This window comes from Ruminococcus sp. 1001136sp1 (assembly GCF_039841815.1).
GTDB lineage: Bacteria > Bacillota > Clostridia > Lachnospirales > Lachnospiraceae > Blautia_A > Blautia_A faecis.
This window is the reverse complement of sequence record NZ_JBDPGY010000021.1, coordinates 37,320-52,951: the sequence shown is the minus strand read 5'-3', so window position 1 is coordinate 52,951 and position 15,632 is coordinate 37,320. Positions and strand designations below refer to the sequence as shown.

12 protein-coding genes and 1 riboswitch are annotated in these 15,632 nt (G+C 42.0%); all 12 genes read right to left on the bottom strand.

Features of this window, described 5'->3' with window-relative positions; genetic code table 11:
* Nucleotides 1–24: 24 nt before the first annotated feature.
* Nucleotides 25–714: a response regulator transcription factor gene (locus ABHC48_RS16690; protein WP_118580859.1), complete on the bottom strand. Its 690-nt coding sequence runs from the start codon at nt 712–714 to the stop codon at nt 25–27.
* On the bottom strand, nt 711–1,859 hold the full coding sequence (locus ABHC48_RS16685) for a HAMP domain-containing sensor histidine kinase (protein WP_187565413.1): 1,149 nt from the start codon (nt 1,857–1,859) through the stop codon (nt 711–713). The genes ABHC48_RS16690 and ABHC48_RS16685 overlap by 4 nt, the downstream gene beginning before the upstream one ends.
* Nucleotides 1,860–2,131: 272 nt before the next feature.
* Entirely contained in the window at nt 2,132–3,331 is a 1,200-nt protein-coding gene (gene metK, locus ABHC48_RS16680; protein ID WP_173718499.1) for a methionine adenosyltransferase, read from the bottom strand.
* A 141-nt stretch (nt 3,332–3,472) separates the two neighbouring features.
* Nucleotides 3,473–3,574: riboswitch (SAM riboswitch) on the bottom strand.
* A gap of 152 nt (nt 3,575–3,726) precedes the next feature.
* Complete coding sequence (locus tag ABHC48_RS16675) at nt 3,727–5,019, bottom strand: UDP-N-acetylglucosamine 1-carboxyvinyltransferase (RefSeq protein WP_118580853.1); 1,293 nt, start codon at nt 5,017–5,019, stop codon at nt 3,727–3,729.
* 143 nt (nt 5,020–5,162) lie between these two features.
* Nucleotides 5,163–5,678, bottom strand: a complete 516-nt coding sequence (locus ABHC48_RS16670) for a shikimate kinase (RefSeq protein ID WP_330659856.1) — start codon at nt 5,676–5,678, stop codon at nt 5,163–5,165.
* A 60-nt stretch (nt 5,679–5,738) separates the two neighbouring features.
* Nucleotides 5,739–6,353 carry a flavin reductase family protein gene (locus ABHC48_RS16665; RefSeq protein ID WP_173718498.1) on the bottom strand — a complete coding sequence of 205 codons (615 nt, stop codon included), beginning with the start codon at nt 6,351–6,353 and terminating at the stop codon, nt 5,739–5,741.
* 112 nt (nt 6,354–6,465) lie between these two features.
* Nucleotides 6,466–8,133 carry a putative manganese-dependent inorganic diphosphatase gene (locus ABHC48_RS16660; RefSeq protein WP_148463040.1) on the bottom strand — a complete coding sequence of 556 codons (1,668 nt, stop codon included), beginning with the start codon at nt 8,131–8,133 and terminating at the stop codon, nt 6,466–6,468.
* Between the two features lie 149 nt (nt 8,134–8,282).
* Complete coding sequence (locus tag ABHC48_RS16655; RefSeq protein WP_173771296.1) at nt 8,283–9,188, bottom strand: S1 RNA-binding domain-containing protein; 906 nt, start codon at nt 9,186–9,188, stop codon at nt 8,283–8,285.
* Nucleotides 9,189–9,715: 527 nt separating this feature from the next.
* Complete coding sequence (locus tag ABHC48_RS16650) at nt 9,716–10,165, bottom strand: DUF1002 domain-containing protein (RefSeq protein WP_118580844.1); 450 nt, start codon at nt 10,163–10,165, stop codon at nt 9,716–9,718.
* Nucleotides 10,166–10,851: 686 nt separating this feature from the next.
* Entirely contained in the window at nt 10,852–11,727 is an 876-nt protein-coding gene (rsmA, locus tag ABHC48_RS16645) for a 16S rRNA (adenine(1518)-N(6)/adenine(1519)-N(6))-dimethyltransferase RsmA (RefSeq protein WP_173718496.1), read from the bottom strand.
* 84 nt (nt 11,728–11,811) lie between these two features.
* Nucleotides 11,812–14,472 (bottom strand): hypothetical protein, encoded by a 2,661-nt coding sequence (locus ABHC48_RS16640; protein WP_272067046.1) that lies wholly within the window; start codon nt 14,470–14,472, stop codon nt 11,812–11,814.
* A 52-nt stretch (nt 14,473–14,524) separates the two neighbouring features.
* The gene (recF, locus tag ABHC48_RS16635; protein WP_118580835.1) at nt 14,525–15,631 is read right to left on the bottom strand and encodes a DNA replication/repair protein RecF; all 1,107 of its coding nucleotides are present in this window, start codon (nt 15,629–15,631) and stop codon (nt 14,525–14,527) included.
* Between the last annotated feature and the right edge of the window lies 1 nt (nt 15,632).

Here is a 15,632-nt window from a genome sequence, read left to right as displayed (position 1 = left end):
ACCTCTCAATTTTCTCAGAAATTATCACACTTTAAATCTGTATCCCACGCCCCAGATGGTCTCGATATACTGCGGCTTGGCATTATTATACTCAATTTTCTCACGGATTTTCTTGATATGAACTGTAACTGTGGCAATATCGCCTACCGATTCCATATCCCAGATTTCCCTGAAAAGCTCTTCCTTTGTAAAAACTCTGTTTGGATTCTGGGCCAGGAATGTGAGCAGATCAAATTCCTTGGTGGTAAAAGTTTTCTCCTCGCCATTTACCCAGACGCGGCGGGCAGTCTTGTCGATCTTGATTCCACGAATCTCAATAATATCGTTCTTTTGCGTGGTGGAGCCGATCAGACGATTATAGCGATCCATATGTGCCTTTACTCTGGCAACAAGCTCGCTTGGGCTAAATGGCTTGGTCATGTAATCGTCAGCCCCAAGTCCAAGACCGCGGATCTTGTCAATATCATCTTTCTTCGCGGAAACCATAATGATCGGAGTATTCTTAGCTTCTCTTACCTGGCGGCAGATTTCAAACCCGTCTATCTCCGGCAGCATCAGATCCAGAATAATCAGGTCAAAATCTTCTTTCAGTGCCATATTAAGCCCCAGATCGCCTCTGTTGCAGATTATAACTTCAAATCCTGAGAGCTCCAGATAGTCTTTCTCAAGCTCTGCAATTGCTTCTTCATCTTCAATGATCAGAATTCTGCTCATTTCATTGGTACCTCCTGGTATTTTCTAAGTACAAAATACATGATCGTGCCGATTCCAAGACGGCTTGTGGCCCATACCTTTCCCCCATGGTCCTCCAGAATTTTCTTTACAATGGAAAGACCGATTCCGCTTCCGCCTTTGGAAGAATTTCGTGAAACATCTGTACGGTAAAAACGGTCGAAAATATAAGGCAGATCCTTCGGGCCAATACCTTTTCCATTGTCCTCAATCTCAATCTGGATAAAATCACCCACATCCTTGATTCGGATCTGAATGATTCCTTTAGGCTTGTCCATATATTTGATAGCGTTGCTGATAATGTTATGGATAACACGGCGGATCTGCTCCCCATCGGCAATTACCATAACATCTTTTTCCACATAGTTGGCATAAACCAGCTCAATTCCCCTGGTCTCAAGTTCCAGACCAACTTCTTCTGAACAATCTTCAAAATAATCTTCCACATTTAGTTTGCTGAAGGTGTAAGGAATGCGGTTGGTATCGATTTTGGAATAAAAAGTCAGCTCGTTGATCAGATGATCCATCTCATTTGTCTTGTTGTAGATGGTGCGGACATAGCGATCCATTTTCTCAGGGGTATCTGCCACTCCATCCATGATTCCCTCTACATATCCTTTCACTGCTGTGATCGGAGTTTTCAGATCATGGGAAATGTTGCTGATCAGCTCTCTGTTCTCTTTTTCTATAAGGCTTTTTTCTTCTGTAGATTCTTTCAGACGGCGGCGCATTTCCTCGAAATCCTGACAGAGCTCAGAAAATTCGTCTTTTCCTTCTACATCCAGAACGAAATCCAGGTTGCCCTCTTTTATATTCTGCGTCGCTTTTTTTAATTTAACCAATGGAACGGCAATGCTGCGATATACCCAAAGACCAACTACCAAAGCAACGGAGATCAGGATTACAAACGCACTGATAAACAAATCCTTGGCCATTACATGTACCCTGCCCTGACTGTCGGCTGAGTCTGTTATGGAAATATCATATACTGTTCCATCGCTCTCAGTCACTGCCTGTGCTTTCTGCGCCTGTGACTGGCTGAATCCATACAAAGTGGCGGCAAACAGAAGCAGAGGCATAAGAATGATCATGGTGAATCCCAGAATGATTCTTGTTTTTAGCTTCATAACAGTTCTATCCTTTTTCTTCTTTTTACGGAAATTTTCAACAGCTTCCCTGTCGTATGAAGCTGCTTCACCGGATTTATATAGATTATAGCATAAAGCTCTGATTTCATCTCTTAATTTTCTATAAAAAATAGCTCTATAATATTCAGTTTTTCAACATAAAAAACCTGGAAAAGACTTCTTCTGCTATATACCAGTCTCTTCCAGGCTCTAACTTTAATATGGAATTTTCAAGCAGGCTTCAATACAAGCCATTTTCTTTTACCCAAATTTTACGCAAGATATTTCTTCAGATCATCAACCTTGTCCAGATGCTCCCACGGAAGATCTACATCTGTACGGCCGAAATGTCCGTATGCAGAAGTCTGTTTGTAGATCGGGCGGCGGAGATCAAGCATTTTGATGATTCCAGCCGGGCGAAGGTCAAAGTTCTCACGGATAATCTCTACCAGTTTCGCATCAGATACTTTACCTGTGCCAAATGTTTCTACATGAATAGAAGTCGGATGTGCAACACCAATTGCATAGGAAAGCTGGATCTCGCACTTGTCAGCAAGACCTGCTGCAACAATGTTCTTTGCAACATAACGTGCTGCATAAGCTGCAGAACGGTCAACCTTTGTGCAGTCTTTTCCGGAGAAGGCACCGCCGCCGTGACGTCCTGTTCCGCCATAAGTATCAACAATGATCTTACGTCCTGTAAGACCGCTGTCGCCGTTTGGTCCACCGATAACGAAACGTCCGGTCGGGTTGATAAAGTATTTCGTATCCTCATCTACCATGTCTGCCGGGATGATCTCATCAAATACATATTTCTTGATGTCCGCATGGATCTGCTCCTGTGTAACATCCGGGTCATGCTGAGTGGAGCAAACTACTGCATCAATACGGCTTGGTTTTCCATTCTTATCATACTCAACTGTTACCTGAGTTTTTCCATCTGGTCTTAAATATTTCAGAGTGCCATCTTTACGGACTTTTGTCAGCTGACGGGAAAGTTTGTGTGCCATGTTGATTGCGTATGGCATGTATTCTTCTGTCTCGTTGGAAGCATAACCAAACTGGATTCCCTGGTCACCAGCTCCAATAGAGTCAAGCTCGTCCTCATCCATCTGATTCTCTTTCTGCTCAAGTGCTTTATCAACACCCATTGCAATATCAGCAGACTGTTTATCAAGTGCTGTGATTACCGCACATGTATCAGCATCGAATCCGAATTTTCCACGAGTATAACCAATCTCGCGGATTGTCTCTCTTACGATTGACTGGATATCAATATTTGCCTTGGAAGTGATCTCACCCATAACCAGAACAAGACCTGTTGTAGTTGCAGTCTCGCAGGCTACACGGCTCATCGGATCCTGTGCGATCAGAGCATCCAGGATGGCATCAGAAATGGCATCACAGATTTTATCCGGATGACCTTCAGTTACAGATTCGGAAGTAAATAAGATTTTTTCTTTGTTTTCCATTCTTTTGTTTTTCCCTTTCTTCGATGGAGCGAAAATTTCCAAAACAGCTAATATCTATCGCTGCATTGTATGTTTTCCGCGAAAAAAAGAACAGCCCGGACAAGCGGACTGTCTTATAAATGACTTTTTATATAAACAATCCTCTTATTGTTCGATCACTCGCTCAGGTTGGCACCTTCCTCTCTTTCGAGGGGTTGCCGTGGCTTCATAGATCCTATGTATCTCCACCACTCTGAATAAAAGGCTATTCTTCAGTTTTCCTGTTGCAAGCAATACAATATACTGATTGCTTATAATTGTCAATAGACATTTAACGTCTTATGACTATTTTTCACCAGATTAAATCTGATACTCAACAGATCAAGGCTGTCAGGCTGCGATCTGAAATTAACAATTCACCCTACACGCAGGCGGAATTTCTGGATATCCTTCTCACTGGAAACTCTCTCGATCTCTGCGCCAAGGCTGCGAAGCTTCTCTTCGAAGTTCTCATAGCCACGCTGGATGTAAACAATATCATCCACAATGGTGATTCCCTCTGCTGCCAGTCCTGCAATAACAAGAGCTGCCCCAGCACGAAGATCCGGTGCACTTACTCTTGCACCAGTAAGCTTATTCACGCCATCAATAATTGCGGAATTGCCTTCAACCTTAATACAGGCTCCCATTCTGGAAAGCTCATCGGCATATTTGAAGCGATTCTCAAAAATACTCTCAGTTACGATGCTGGTTCCTTCTGCAAGTGCAAGGGTAACCGCAATCTGCGGCTGCATATCAGTCGGATATCCCGGATATGGAAGGGTCTTCACATGAGTGCGATGAAGTCTGCCCACTGCACGTACACGTACGGCATCATCAAACTCCTGAACTTCACATCCGATTTCCTCAAGCTTAGCTGTAGTAGCTTCGAGATGCTTTGGAATTACATTCTTAACTGTGACATCCCCACCGGTAGCTGCTGCAGCGAACATAAAGGTTCCTGCCTCGATCTGGTCCGGAATGATGGAATACTCTGTGCGGTGAAGCTTCTCAACACCCTTGATACGGATCACATCTGTACCAGCACCTTTGATATTGGCTCCCATGCTGTTCAGGAAGTTGGCAACATCTACTACATGTGGCTCTCTGGCAGCATTCTCAATAATCGTACGTCCTGGTGCAAGAGATGCTGCCATCATAATATTGATGGTTGCTCCTACAGAAACTACATCCAGGAAAATATGGCTTCCATGAAGATTAGATGCCTCGGCAACAATGGCTCCATGAAGAATATCAACTTTCGCACCAAGGGCTCTGAAACCTTTCAGATGCTGGTCAATCGGACGGCTTCCGATATTGCAGCCACCTGGAAGAGGAACTTCTGCTCTTTTATATTTGCCAAGTAATGCGCCAAGAAGATAGTAAGATGCACGGATCTTCTTAATATACTCATAATCTACACTTACATCACCAATGGTAGAACCATTGATCTTAACAGTTGATTTATTGATTCTGTCAACCTGTGCTCCGATGCCAGCTATTGCCTCCAGTAAAACGTTGATGTCTCTGACGTCAGGCAGATTCTCGATGAGAATTGTCTCATCCGTCATAATGGCTGCGGACAAAATAGCCAACGCTGCATTTTTTGCACCTGCTATTTCTACTTCACCAACAAGCGGATTTCCACCTTTAATCACATACTGTTCCATAATACACCTCTATTATTCTTACTCCGCGAGCCAAAAAGGCTATTGTCAATTTCTCTACAATAACCTGACAGCCCTCCTCTGATTTACAGTTACTTTTCACTTCGTTCATCGTAACGCATTCCGCGAATAGTAACGATCTACAGTTACTTAATAACCCCTGTCTGTAGTGTTTCCAAAAGTGCCTGCAGACTTGCTTCCAAATCTTTCCCTTCTTCATCTACCACAATGTCTGCATATTTCTCGTATAAGGGAACTCGCTCCTCATATAAACTCTTCAAGGTCTGTCCTTCTTTCAGAAGAACTCCCCGCTTCTTAAGATTTCCAAGCCGTTTCTCAAGAGACTCCAGAGAAAGGCTGAGGTAAACTACCTTCCCAATTGATTTCAAGTGTTCCATGGCTTCACTGCAATATACCACACTTCCCCCAGTAGCAATTACAGTATTCTCTGTATCAATCGACGCATTTACGCGATTCTCAATGGCCTTGAAACCTTCTTCTCCTTCTTCATCAATGATCTGATAAAGACGTCTTTTTTCTTCTTTTTGTATTAAAAGGTCTGAATCTAAAAATTCGTATCCAAGTATTTTCGCAAGAACAACGCCCAGTGTGCTTTTACCTGCACCGGGCATTCCAATTAATGTTATATTATTCATTTTCATTCGATACTCCTTTAAATAATAACACATAAGAGCCATTATTGCAATCATATTAAAAAATTGTTACTGGGTTCGGTTTTTTAATGGATGATTTTTAAGTTTCTGATTATGCTTTTTTCCTTTTTTTACGCTATATCCAAAGGTGCCCAGTTTCTTTCCAAGTCCCAGATATTCTCCATGGGAATACACCATCAGTTTTGACTGATTCAGCTGAAATTTATTATTTTTATCCATATAGGCTTCGTCCGCATGCACTGCAACTACTTCCGCAAGGAACATGTGATGAGAACCAAGCTTCTCAATTTTCTTAACTTTACATTCAATATTTACAGGAGCTTCACCGATCATTGGTGCCTTCACATGATCCGCCTTTTCTTTGGTAAGATGAAGCTCCTGAAATTTATCAACCTCTCTGCCGGACCGCACGCCACAATAATCGGTGGCGTATGCAAGCTCTTCTGTGGTAAGGTTCAGAACAAATTCCTTTGTCTTGCAGATCATATCGTAAGAAAATCTGGTGGGACGAACGGAGATGCTTACCATTGGCGGGTTGGTACACACGGTGCCAGCCCACGCTACTGTTATTATATTATCATTACCCTCGCCATCTGTAACGCTGACCATCACAGCAGGAAGCGGGTAAAGCATATTGCCTGGTTTCCAGGTCTGTTTTGCCATATTTTTGCTCCTCTTTTATGTGAAAATTTCCCGTGCAAAGAACCTTCTGCGTTACTTTTCACTTTGTGAGCAGTAGCTTTTAACAGCCTCTTTGCCGGGAAAATCTTTATTATCAGTTAAAGTCATTTGCCATGATCTGTGCGGCTTCCATCATAGCCGGGATCATCTGTTTCTTACGGGAAACCACGCCTTTCAGGTGGAAGCACTTATCCTCCGGTTCCTGCTGAAATGCGATTTTTCCCATTTCCTCGCTGCCCTCGCCGTAATAAATTACATCTGAGGACTCGTCCATAATATTGGTTAACATAAAGTAAACACGGGTAATTCCATGGCGTCCGCACTCGCTTACCATAAATGGTTTCAGGCGAACTTTGATCTCCTGAAGTTCTTCCTCGTCCATGGAACTGATCTGTCCAACACCAAAAGCCACATTTCCTTCTGCAATAAATTTCTTGTAATCCTGATAGAAAATTTCTTCAGGTGCTTTATCCTTCAGATTGCTTCCAGCCTTGAACATTTCTCTTGCGAAATCTTCAATCTTAATGTCCGCGATCAGTGCAAGCGCACTTGCTGCGATCTTGTCCTGCTGGGTGCAGGTTGGGGAACGGAACATTAAGGTATCGGAAATAATGGCTGCACAGAGAAGTCCTGCAATCTTAGGCGGAATCTCCAGTCGCTGCTCGTCATAAATCCGGTAAAGGATTGTCGCAGTACATCCAACTGGCTCATTTCTGAAATTAATCGGCTTCATAGTTTCCAGAGAACCAAGCTTATGATGGTCAATGATCTCCAGAATCTCTGCTTTCTCAATGTTATCAACAGCCTGGTCTTTCTCATTATGATCTACCAGAATTACCTGTTTCTTGTGCATGTCAAGGAAATTTCGTCTGGAAATGGTTCCCACACATTTTCCCCGCTTATTGATAACAGGGAATGCACGATGGCGGTGCTTGATCATAACATCCTGAATATCATCTGTGAAATCTTCAGTATTAAAAGTTACCAGATTATCTTTTTTCATCACATAATTTACCGGAATACTCTGGTTGATCATGCGGGCAATTGTGTAGGTATCATATGGAGAAGAGATAATGATGATCTGTCTCTCCTGAGCTTTCTTTATTACCTTCTCACTTACCTGAATACTCATTCCTACAATAATGCAGCTTACATTCAACTCTATTGCCTTTAACTGATCTTCCTCACGGTTTCCAAGAATAACCATATCATTTTCTTCGATATAGTTCTTCATTACCTCCGGATCAGCAGTTCCAATAAGGATTTTCCCTTTGGTAAAATAGCCGTGACCGTTTCCTTCTACGATTTCACCGTCAAGAGTATCCCTGATCTTGTTATACTGAGTTCTGGCATTTGAAAGAAGATAGCTGTCCTTGGTATCCATGTAAACATCAGCAATATCGCCGATTGTTACAATTCCCTCCAGCTCATCCTCGCTGTTACAGATGGGAAGGGTCACAATGCCTTTATTCTGCATCATATCCCAGGCATTTTTCAGGGACATGGTACGGTCTGCATCCGGTTTTGGACGGATATCCATATCTTTTACCTGCGTTCCGATATTTCCCAGATAAGCCGGTGGCTGTACGCCAAAACGATTCAGTACATACTGGGTCTCTTCATTGATCTGACCGGCACGTCTTGGAATATAACGCTTGGTCTGGGTGGTTCTGTTTTTGATATCTGCGTAAGCAATTGCCGAACAAATAGAATCCGTATCCGGATTCTTATGTCCCATTACAAATACTTTCTGATTCTTCATTCACATTCTTCCTTCCAAAATTCAGCTGACCTCTGCACACTTTTCATCTGTAAATAGAGTTTTTTATTTCGGGTCTACTTTTCAAACACGCTCTACAGAAGATTTTCATTTTGGGCGATTGTCTTAATCGTCCAAATCTGCACTTTATATTAATTCAGTTTAATATTTGCAAATAAAGCTCCCAGAGATGTGGTTGCCTCTTCTCCGGACTGTGGGATTTCAATTTTCTCTTCTTCCACTTCTTTTGCCATCATATCAGTTGCTTCTTTGATACTCAGGCTCAGTTTTCCATCTTTCACTGCAGTTACTTTTACTTTCACCTTATCTCCAACTGCAAGAACTTCTGATGGTTTACGGATTCTCTTTTCGCAAATCTGGGAAATATGTACCAGTCCGGATACGCCGTTTCCAAGATCTACAAATGCGCCGTATGGCTGAAGGCTCTCTACAGTTCCTTCTGTTACAAAGCCTGGCTGGATATTGGAAATTTTATTCTTTCTTTCCTCTTCTGCTTTTTCCCTTAAAATTTCTTTCGCAGAAAGAATCAGTTTTTTGTCCTCTTTATTGACATCGATTACCTGAACCTGGATGTGTCTGTTCAGATATTCGTTGGTGTCTTCTACGTAATTCAAGGCCAGCTTGGAGGCCGGGATAAAGCCGCGCACACCTTCTACATAAGCAACTGCACCGCCGTTTACTACACCTTTTACCACTACATCAAGAACCTCTCCGGAGGCTTTCAGCTCTTTTAATTTGTCCCAAGCCAGGACGTCAGTAGCCTCAACTTTGGATAAAAGGATGTTACCATTTCCATCGTCTTTTCTTACGACTGTGGCGGAAACTTCATCTCCAGGGTGTACTTCTTCTTTAACGTTAAAGCCCGGCTCTCTGCTGTAATCTTCTACCGGGATAATACCTTCTGCATAATATTTTAAATCTACAATAATTTCTTTATCATCTACACTCACAACTGTTCCTGTGAGAATGTCGCCTTCTTCAATTTTCTTAAAAGAAGCTTCAAGTTCTGCTTCGTAATCCTTCATTGTCTCTGCCATGACCTAGACTCCTTTGCCCCTGTTTTTGCTTCATTATAGCACACCGCTTATTCGTTGCAAATAAATTTTGGAATGTACATTCGAAAAAACACCGCTCTTTAAGCGTCAGAGTGTAATATCTGGCGTTTAAAGAGCGGCATATTCAGACAAATTTTCCCAAAAATTGTGACGCACATCTTGCAAAAAACCTTTTTCAAACACGCTCCAGAGCGTGCAGATTGCAGGAATACTTTTTCAAATACGCTCTAAAACGAGGAGTGCCCCGGCAGTAGCTGCCGGGGCGATTATTATGAAAAAATTTTATGTGTAATGGTGTCATTACAACGTCTTCTGTGTATGTTCTTTCGAACTGATTATATAGTATCAGATACTTATGAACAAAATACATGCAAATTGTTAACGAATAATGAACATTTGTTTTATTTGCACAATTTCTTCTTTCATTTTCCTCTTTTTTTATAAATTTACCACATTTGCATCTTTACTTTAATTTGGTAAAGTTATACATTTTGCACATTTTACGTTTCTCATTCGAATAATCCTTTTACAAATTCGATTAACTTCGACACAAGACCTTTGGCATCATCCTTTGTAACACCCATATCCTGCAGCTTACTGTATACAGAATTTACATCGCTTCTAAGAGCATCTTCGTCAATTTTTGCATCCAGAACCTTGCGTACTACAGAAACAAGGGAATCTACCTCTGAATCAGAAAGAGATACCCCAAAATGGTCTGCTGCCTGAGTTACAGCACTTCGTACCTGGTCATCTGTGATGTTCTGCTGGTCTACAAGATCCTTGGCATACATAATAATGTCTACTGCTTTTCCAGGGTCAGAAGCAAGAAAATCAATTCCACTGTCCAGAAGACTTTCTACTACTTCTGTATCACTGGATGCCATAACCGGCATCGGCATGGAACATGCAAGAACTCCTGCAAGGATAAGTGCTGCTGATTTTTTCATTTTTATCATGATAATTACCTCCTGATTGAATGTTGCTGTTCAAGACTTGCCCAGTAACGATTAAATGTCATCTGTTCAAATCTCTCCAGTAACAATTAAATAGCTGCTGTTCATGGTCTGACCAGCAATAGTTAATATTCTGTTCACAAACTGCTGGAATCTGGTCATATTTATGATCTGATTTCCTCATATCAAGTAATTTTCTTCTGAAATTTAATCAATACCGGAAATAAATCTTCCTCCAGATTCCAGCCCATTATACTACACCTTTTCCTTTTATTTGTAAAATGTATCTAAAAACTTTATAATCTTTTTATAACTAATCTCCAAAAATAGCCCATTTTTCCAGGAAGTTACAAATCTTTTCAAATTCGTTCACTAATTTTTCATAAGATAAACACGATTCTTTCAAACTTTCCCGATATACTAACATCATAAAAATAATAACAGCCAACATTATTTTTATAAAATTTCTTTTTCATATGTCAGTCACCCAAAAGTGATTGACTCTCCTTCCTTTTAAAAAATATATTTGAGACAAAATAAAAATCACCCGTCTAGCCACCGGGTGATTTTTATTTGTATAAGATTTATGCAGTAAATCATTTCCGAACATGTGAAGGATCACGGGAGCCGCAACGCTGCGAAGCAATCCGAAGATATCAAGAACGGGGCGTAAGCCCCGTTCTTGATATCTATCTCAATTTATTAAATGCGTTTGCAAGATCAGCAAATTCTGCTAAAGTAAGCGCTTCGCCTCTCACATTTACCGGAATTCCGGTCTCTGCCATAGCTTTCTCAATTTCCTCTTTTGAAAAATCAAGCTCCTGGGAGTTCTTCAGTCCATTTACCAATGTTTTTCTTCTCTGATTAAAAGATGCCCGGATCAGCCTGAACATCAGCTTCTCATTGTCCACCTGCACTGGCGGCTCTTCATATCTCACAAGCTGGATAACAGCACTTCCCACCTTCGGTCTTGGCATAAAACAGTTTGGCGGAACATTCGCAATGATCTGCGGTCTGGCATAATACTGAACAGCCAGGGACAAAGCACCGTAATCCTTTGTTCCAGGACCAACCTGCATTCTGTCTGCCACTTCCTTCTGTACCATAATGGTGATGGAAGAAATGGGAACATGGTTTTCAAAAAGTCCCATGATGATTGGTGTGGTAATATAATAAGGCAGATTGGCAACCACCTTGATAGGCTTGCCCCCATTTTTCTCCTGTGCCAGCGCCGCAATATCAACTTTCAGGATATCCTCGTTGATCACAGTCACATTATCCCAGTCTTTCAAAGTATCATTTTCCAGAATCGGGATCAATGTCTTATCAATCTCTACAGCCACCACTTCTCTGGCTGCCTCAGCCAGATACTGGGTCATGGTTCCAATACCCGGTCCGATTTCCAGAACAAAATCATCCTTGGTGATCTTGGAAGCCTCGATTATTTTTTCCAGAACATGGGTATCGATAAGAAAATTCTGACCAAACCTTTTCTGGAAAGCAAAATTATACTTTTGAAGAACTTCAATGGTATATTTCGGATTTCCTAAATAAGGTCTGGTCATATTAATTTCCTCTTTCTTTTAAATTATTTAATCATTATCTACAAATCACACAATCTGGGCAGCTGTCTGCAATTCCCCTATTACTTATTTTGCAAAATCTTTCTCATAAAGAACCGTAAATCCATCACGGTCTACTCTCTTTTTCTTATTAAACTTCAGAAGTCCGCCCTGGGATTTCGCCATTGCTGCGTCAAGCATTTCCTTAACTGCGCCAATGTTCATAGGCTGGTCTTCTTTCTGGTTCACACCGATCAGATTATACAATGCAAGCATTCCCATCTGGTCGATCTTGTAACCATTTTCCTTGGTGTAAACTCTTGCAAAGTTTACAAGTTCATCATTGGTAAATACCGGAATGTTGATCATGGATGTAAACTTCTTGGCGAATTTCGGGAATCTTGCAATCAGCTTACGCATTCCGATCTTCTCATCCTCAATGATCACAGTAAGTCCGTCTGTGCGGAACTCCATAGCCTTATCCAGAATATCTACTGTTTCCTGTGTCAGCTGGTTAGCATTCTCAATGACAAGGAAACCACCGCTAAGCTTGCCAATCACTTTCGTAATATCCATCTCGTTCAGCTGGTCGGCAAATACATAAGCCACCTTGGAAGCCGGCAGATTCAGCTCTTTACAGATTGCCGGAATCAAGCTTGCGATCAGTCTTGTCTTACCAGTTTCTTTCCCACCCATGACGATCACGTTTCCAGTCTTGGAGGTCTTATCAGCAGCCGCCATCTGCACATCGCAAAGTGCACTGATCAGCTGTTCCCGCATTCCCGGAACCTTTACAAAATATGTAAACAGCTTCTTCTCATCATCGGTGAGTGATTTCTCTCTTGGCACAATGTCAGATGGATTTCTCTTATCCTTTGGCTGAATAGAATCAATAAACTGTTCCAGTTCTTCTTCCTCGGAAAGAGATTCAGAAGACTCTTCTTCCTCTTCATCCTCGTCAAAATCAAAGTTTTCGTCCTCAGAATCTTCCGGTTCTTCCTCTGCATCTTCAGTTTCAACCACATCATCAGCAGCTGGAGGCATATCCTCATCCTCTTCTTCTCCAATGCTCTCTCTGAGAAGCTTGGCAATAAATTCATCCTCAGACATGGAATCATCAGAAGGCTCTTCTTTCTCCTTATGTCCTGCCGGACCATTCATAAACTCATCCTCAGCAGCCTGAAGATCCTCTTCGGAAAGGAATTCCTCTTCCTCAAGTTCTACAACCGGCTTTTTCTGTTCTGGTTCTGGCTCGATTTCTTCCTCGTCCTCAGTGATAACTTCCTCTTCTTCCGGAATCTTCTCTACTTTTTCTTCTTTTACAGCATTCTGAGGTTTCGTAGATATTTCTTGGGCAGCTTCTACAATTTCTTTATTTTCTTCCTGAACTTTCTCTTCATCTACCTTCTCATCCGGAATTTCAATTCCCTGTGCAGAAGCAGCAGCAAGAATCGTATCCTCCAGATTGAAATTTGAAAAATCAAATGCAGGTTTCTCGTCTTTCATTTTCTCCGCAGCATCAGCCTCATCACTGAAAAGGTTATTCTGTACAGGTGCCTTGGGAACCTCAATCTCTTCCGGTACCATATTCTTCATAGAATCCGGAATATTCAGTGTAGGCATTTTCAGGTTCTCAACAGGTGTTTCTGTTTCTGTGGAAAATGCGTTCTTCTCTTCTGCAGACTCTGAACGATCTGCATTCTCTAAACCTTCTGTATTCTCTTCGGAAACTGCTTCTGCTGATTCCTCCGCAGTCTCATCTGCTGTACTCACAGATTCTTCAGCAACATTCTCCTTGGTATTCTCCACTTTCACCTTGCCAGTTTCAGGCTCCAGCTCCGGTACACTTTCATATTCTTTCTCAGAAGCCGGATCACGAAGCATTTCTTCCTGAACCTCTTTCGTCTGCTCAGTGGAAACAATGCTGTCTTCCATTTCATCCATCTTACGGCTTCCAAAGATGTCACGAAGTCCTTTGGAAATTTTATCCTGAAGACTCTCTACGCCATCCAGATCCTCGCTCTTGATCTGAATACTTTCAATAGATTCGCTTCCCTGGTTCTCAGCTTTCGGTGCTTTCTCTTCTTCCTTGATGGTATCTGCTTCCTCAGGTTTCAGAAGCTTCGGTACAAACTGCTGTTCATACCGCTCTTTCTCCTCGCCGGTAAGAGCACCCATACGCTGTTTCAGGTCCATAGCCTTCATCACGTAGTTACCCTCGTTGAACCAGAGAATGATCTCGTTGCAAAGCTCCAGACATTTCTCTTTGTCACCATCCTGATAGTACAGTTTGGCAAGCTCGTAAGACCATTTTTCGGTAAATTCTTTCTCCTTATAATCCTCCAGAACCTTGATCTGCTCTGCAAGAGGAGCCTTTTTTTCTTTCAGGATCTTGTATTTCAGGATGTACTGCGTATTATCATTTGGCGCAACTTCCCTGTACTCCTGATAAAATTCCACTGCCTCGGAAACCTGTCCCAGCTTCAGGGAAACTTCTACAAGACGATAAAGAATGTTCTTACCAATGGAGGCTCTGTGATAAGCCAGCAGGAAAATTTCCTTGCTGTCCTCATAGCGTTTATTGGCAGCATAGATTTCACCAACCACACAAAGGGTACGAACATTTTTCACACGGCGCCAGTCAATGCTGTCTACAACATTCATGGCTCCCTTATAGTCTTTCTGTTCTACTAAATGGTTAATCTCTTCAAGTTTAACCCGAAATTCCTCTTTGTCCAAATTTTTCACCAACTTTCCATAGTTAATGCCAGTTTAGCATATCGCATACTACTTCGCAAGCTTATTTATCTGCAGGACCCCCTATCGGCTGATACACATGCCCTGCCACAACGTGAAACACTTTATTGATCGTAAACTGATGACTGACAAAATCATCCAGACCAGTACAGGTGATCATGGTCTGAATATCATGAATACTCTCAAGAAGATAATTCTGACGGCTGCTGTCCAGCTCCGAAAGGACATCGTCCAGAAGCAGAACTGGTTTATCATGAATGATCTTCTCCACCAGATAAATCTCCGAAAGTTTCAGGGAAAGGGCTGCTGTTCTCTGCTGCCCCTGCGAACCATATTTGCGGATATCAATTCCGTTCACAGCCACCATTAGGTCATCCCTGTGAGGTCCGGACGAAGTCATTTTCATCCGAAGATCCCGGTCTCTGTTGCGGAAAAGGCTCTCTTCCAAAGCCTCACTCTCCACGCTTGGTTCATATATCACTTCTATATTCTCAATACCACCGGTAAGATTTCTGTGAATTTCCTTAATGATCTCATTAAGGGACTCCACAAATTCTCTTCTTTTGCCAATGATCTTACGGCCATAATTTACCAGCTGCATATCCCATACATCCAGAGTCGCTCCAAGATCCGGTCGCTTATACATATCCTTCAGCAGCTTATTTCTCTGATTCAGAACATGATTGTATCCTGCAAGATCTGTGAGGTATAGTTTATCCAGCTGACAAAGCTCCGCGTCCATGAATCTTCGTCGCTCTCCCGGACCGTTTTTGATAATATTCAGATCCTCCGGGGAAAAGAAAACCAGATTCACCACACCGAGAAGCTCTCTCGCCTTCTTTATGGGAAGCCCGTTGATTGCCACGCCCTTGGCCTTATTTTTCCGAAGATGCATGTCGATCTTGTAAGACATGGAATCTTTTCCAACCATCATACGGATATGGGCTTCATCCTGTTCAAAGCGGATAATCTCTCGGTCTTTGCTTCCTTTATGGGATTTGCTGGTTCCGCACAGATACACAGACTCCAGGATATTGGTTTTTCCCTGTGCATTATCCCCATAAAAAATATTAGTTCCTTTGTCAAAAGAAAGTTCCAGCGATTCGTAATTTCTGAAATTGCTTAATTTTATGGATTCAATATAAGCCATT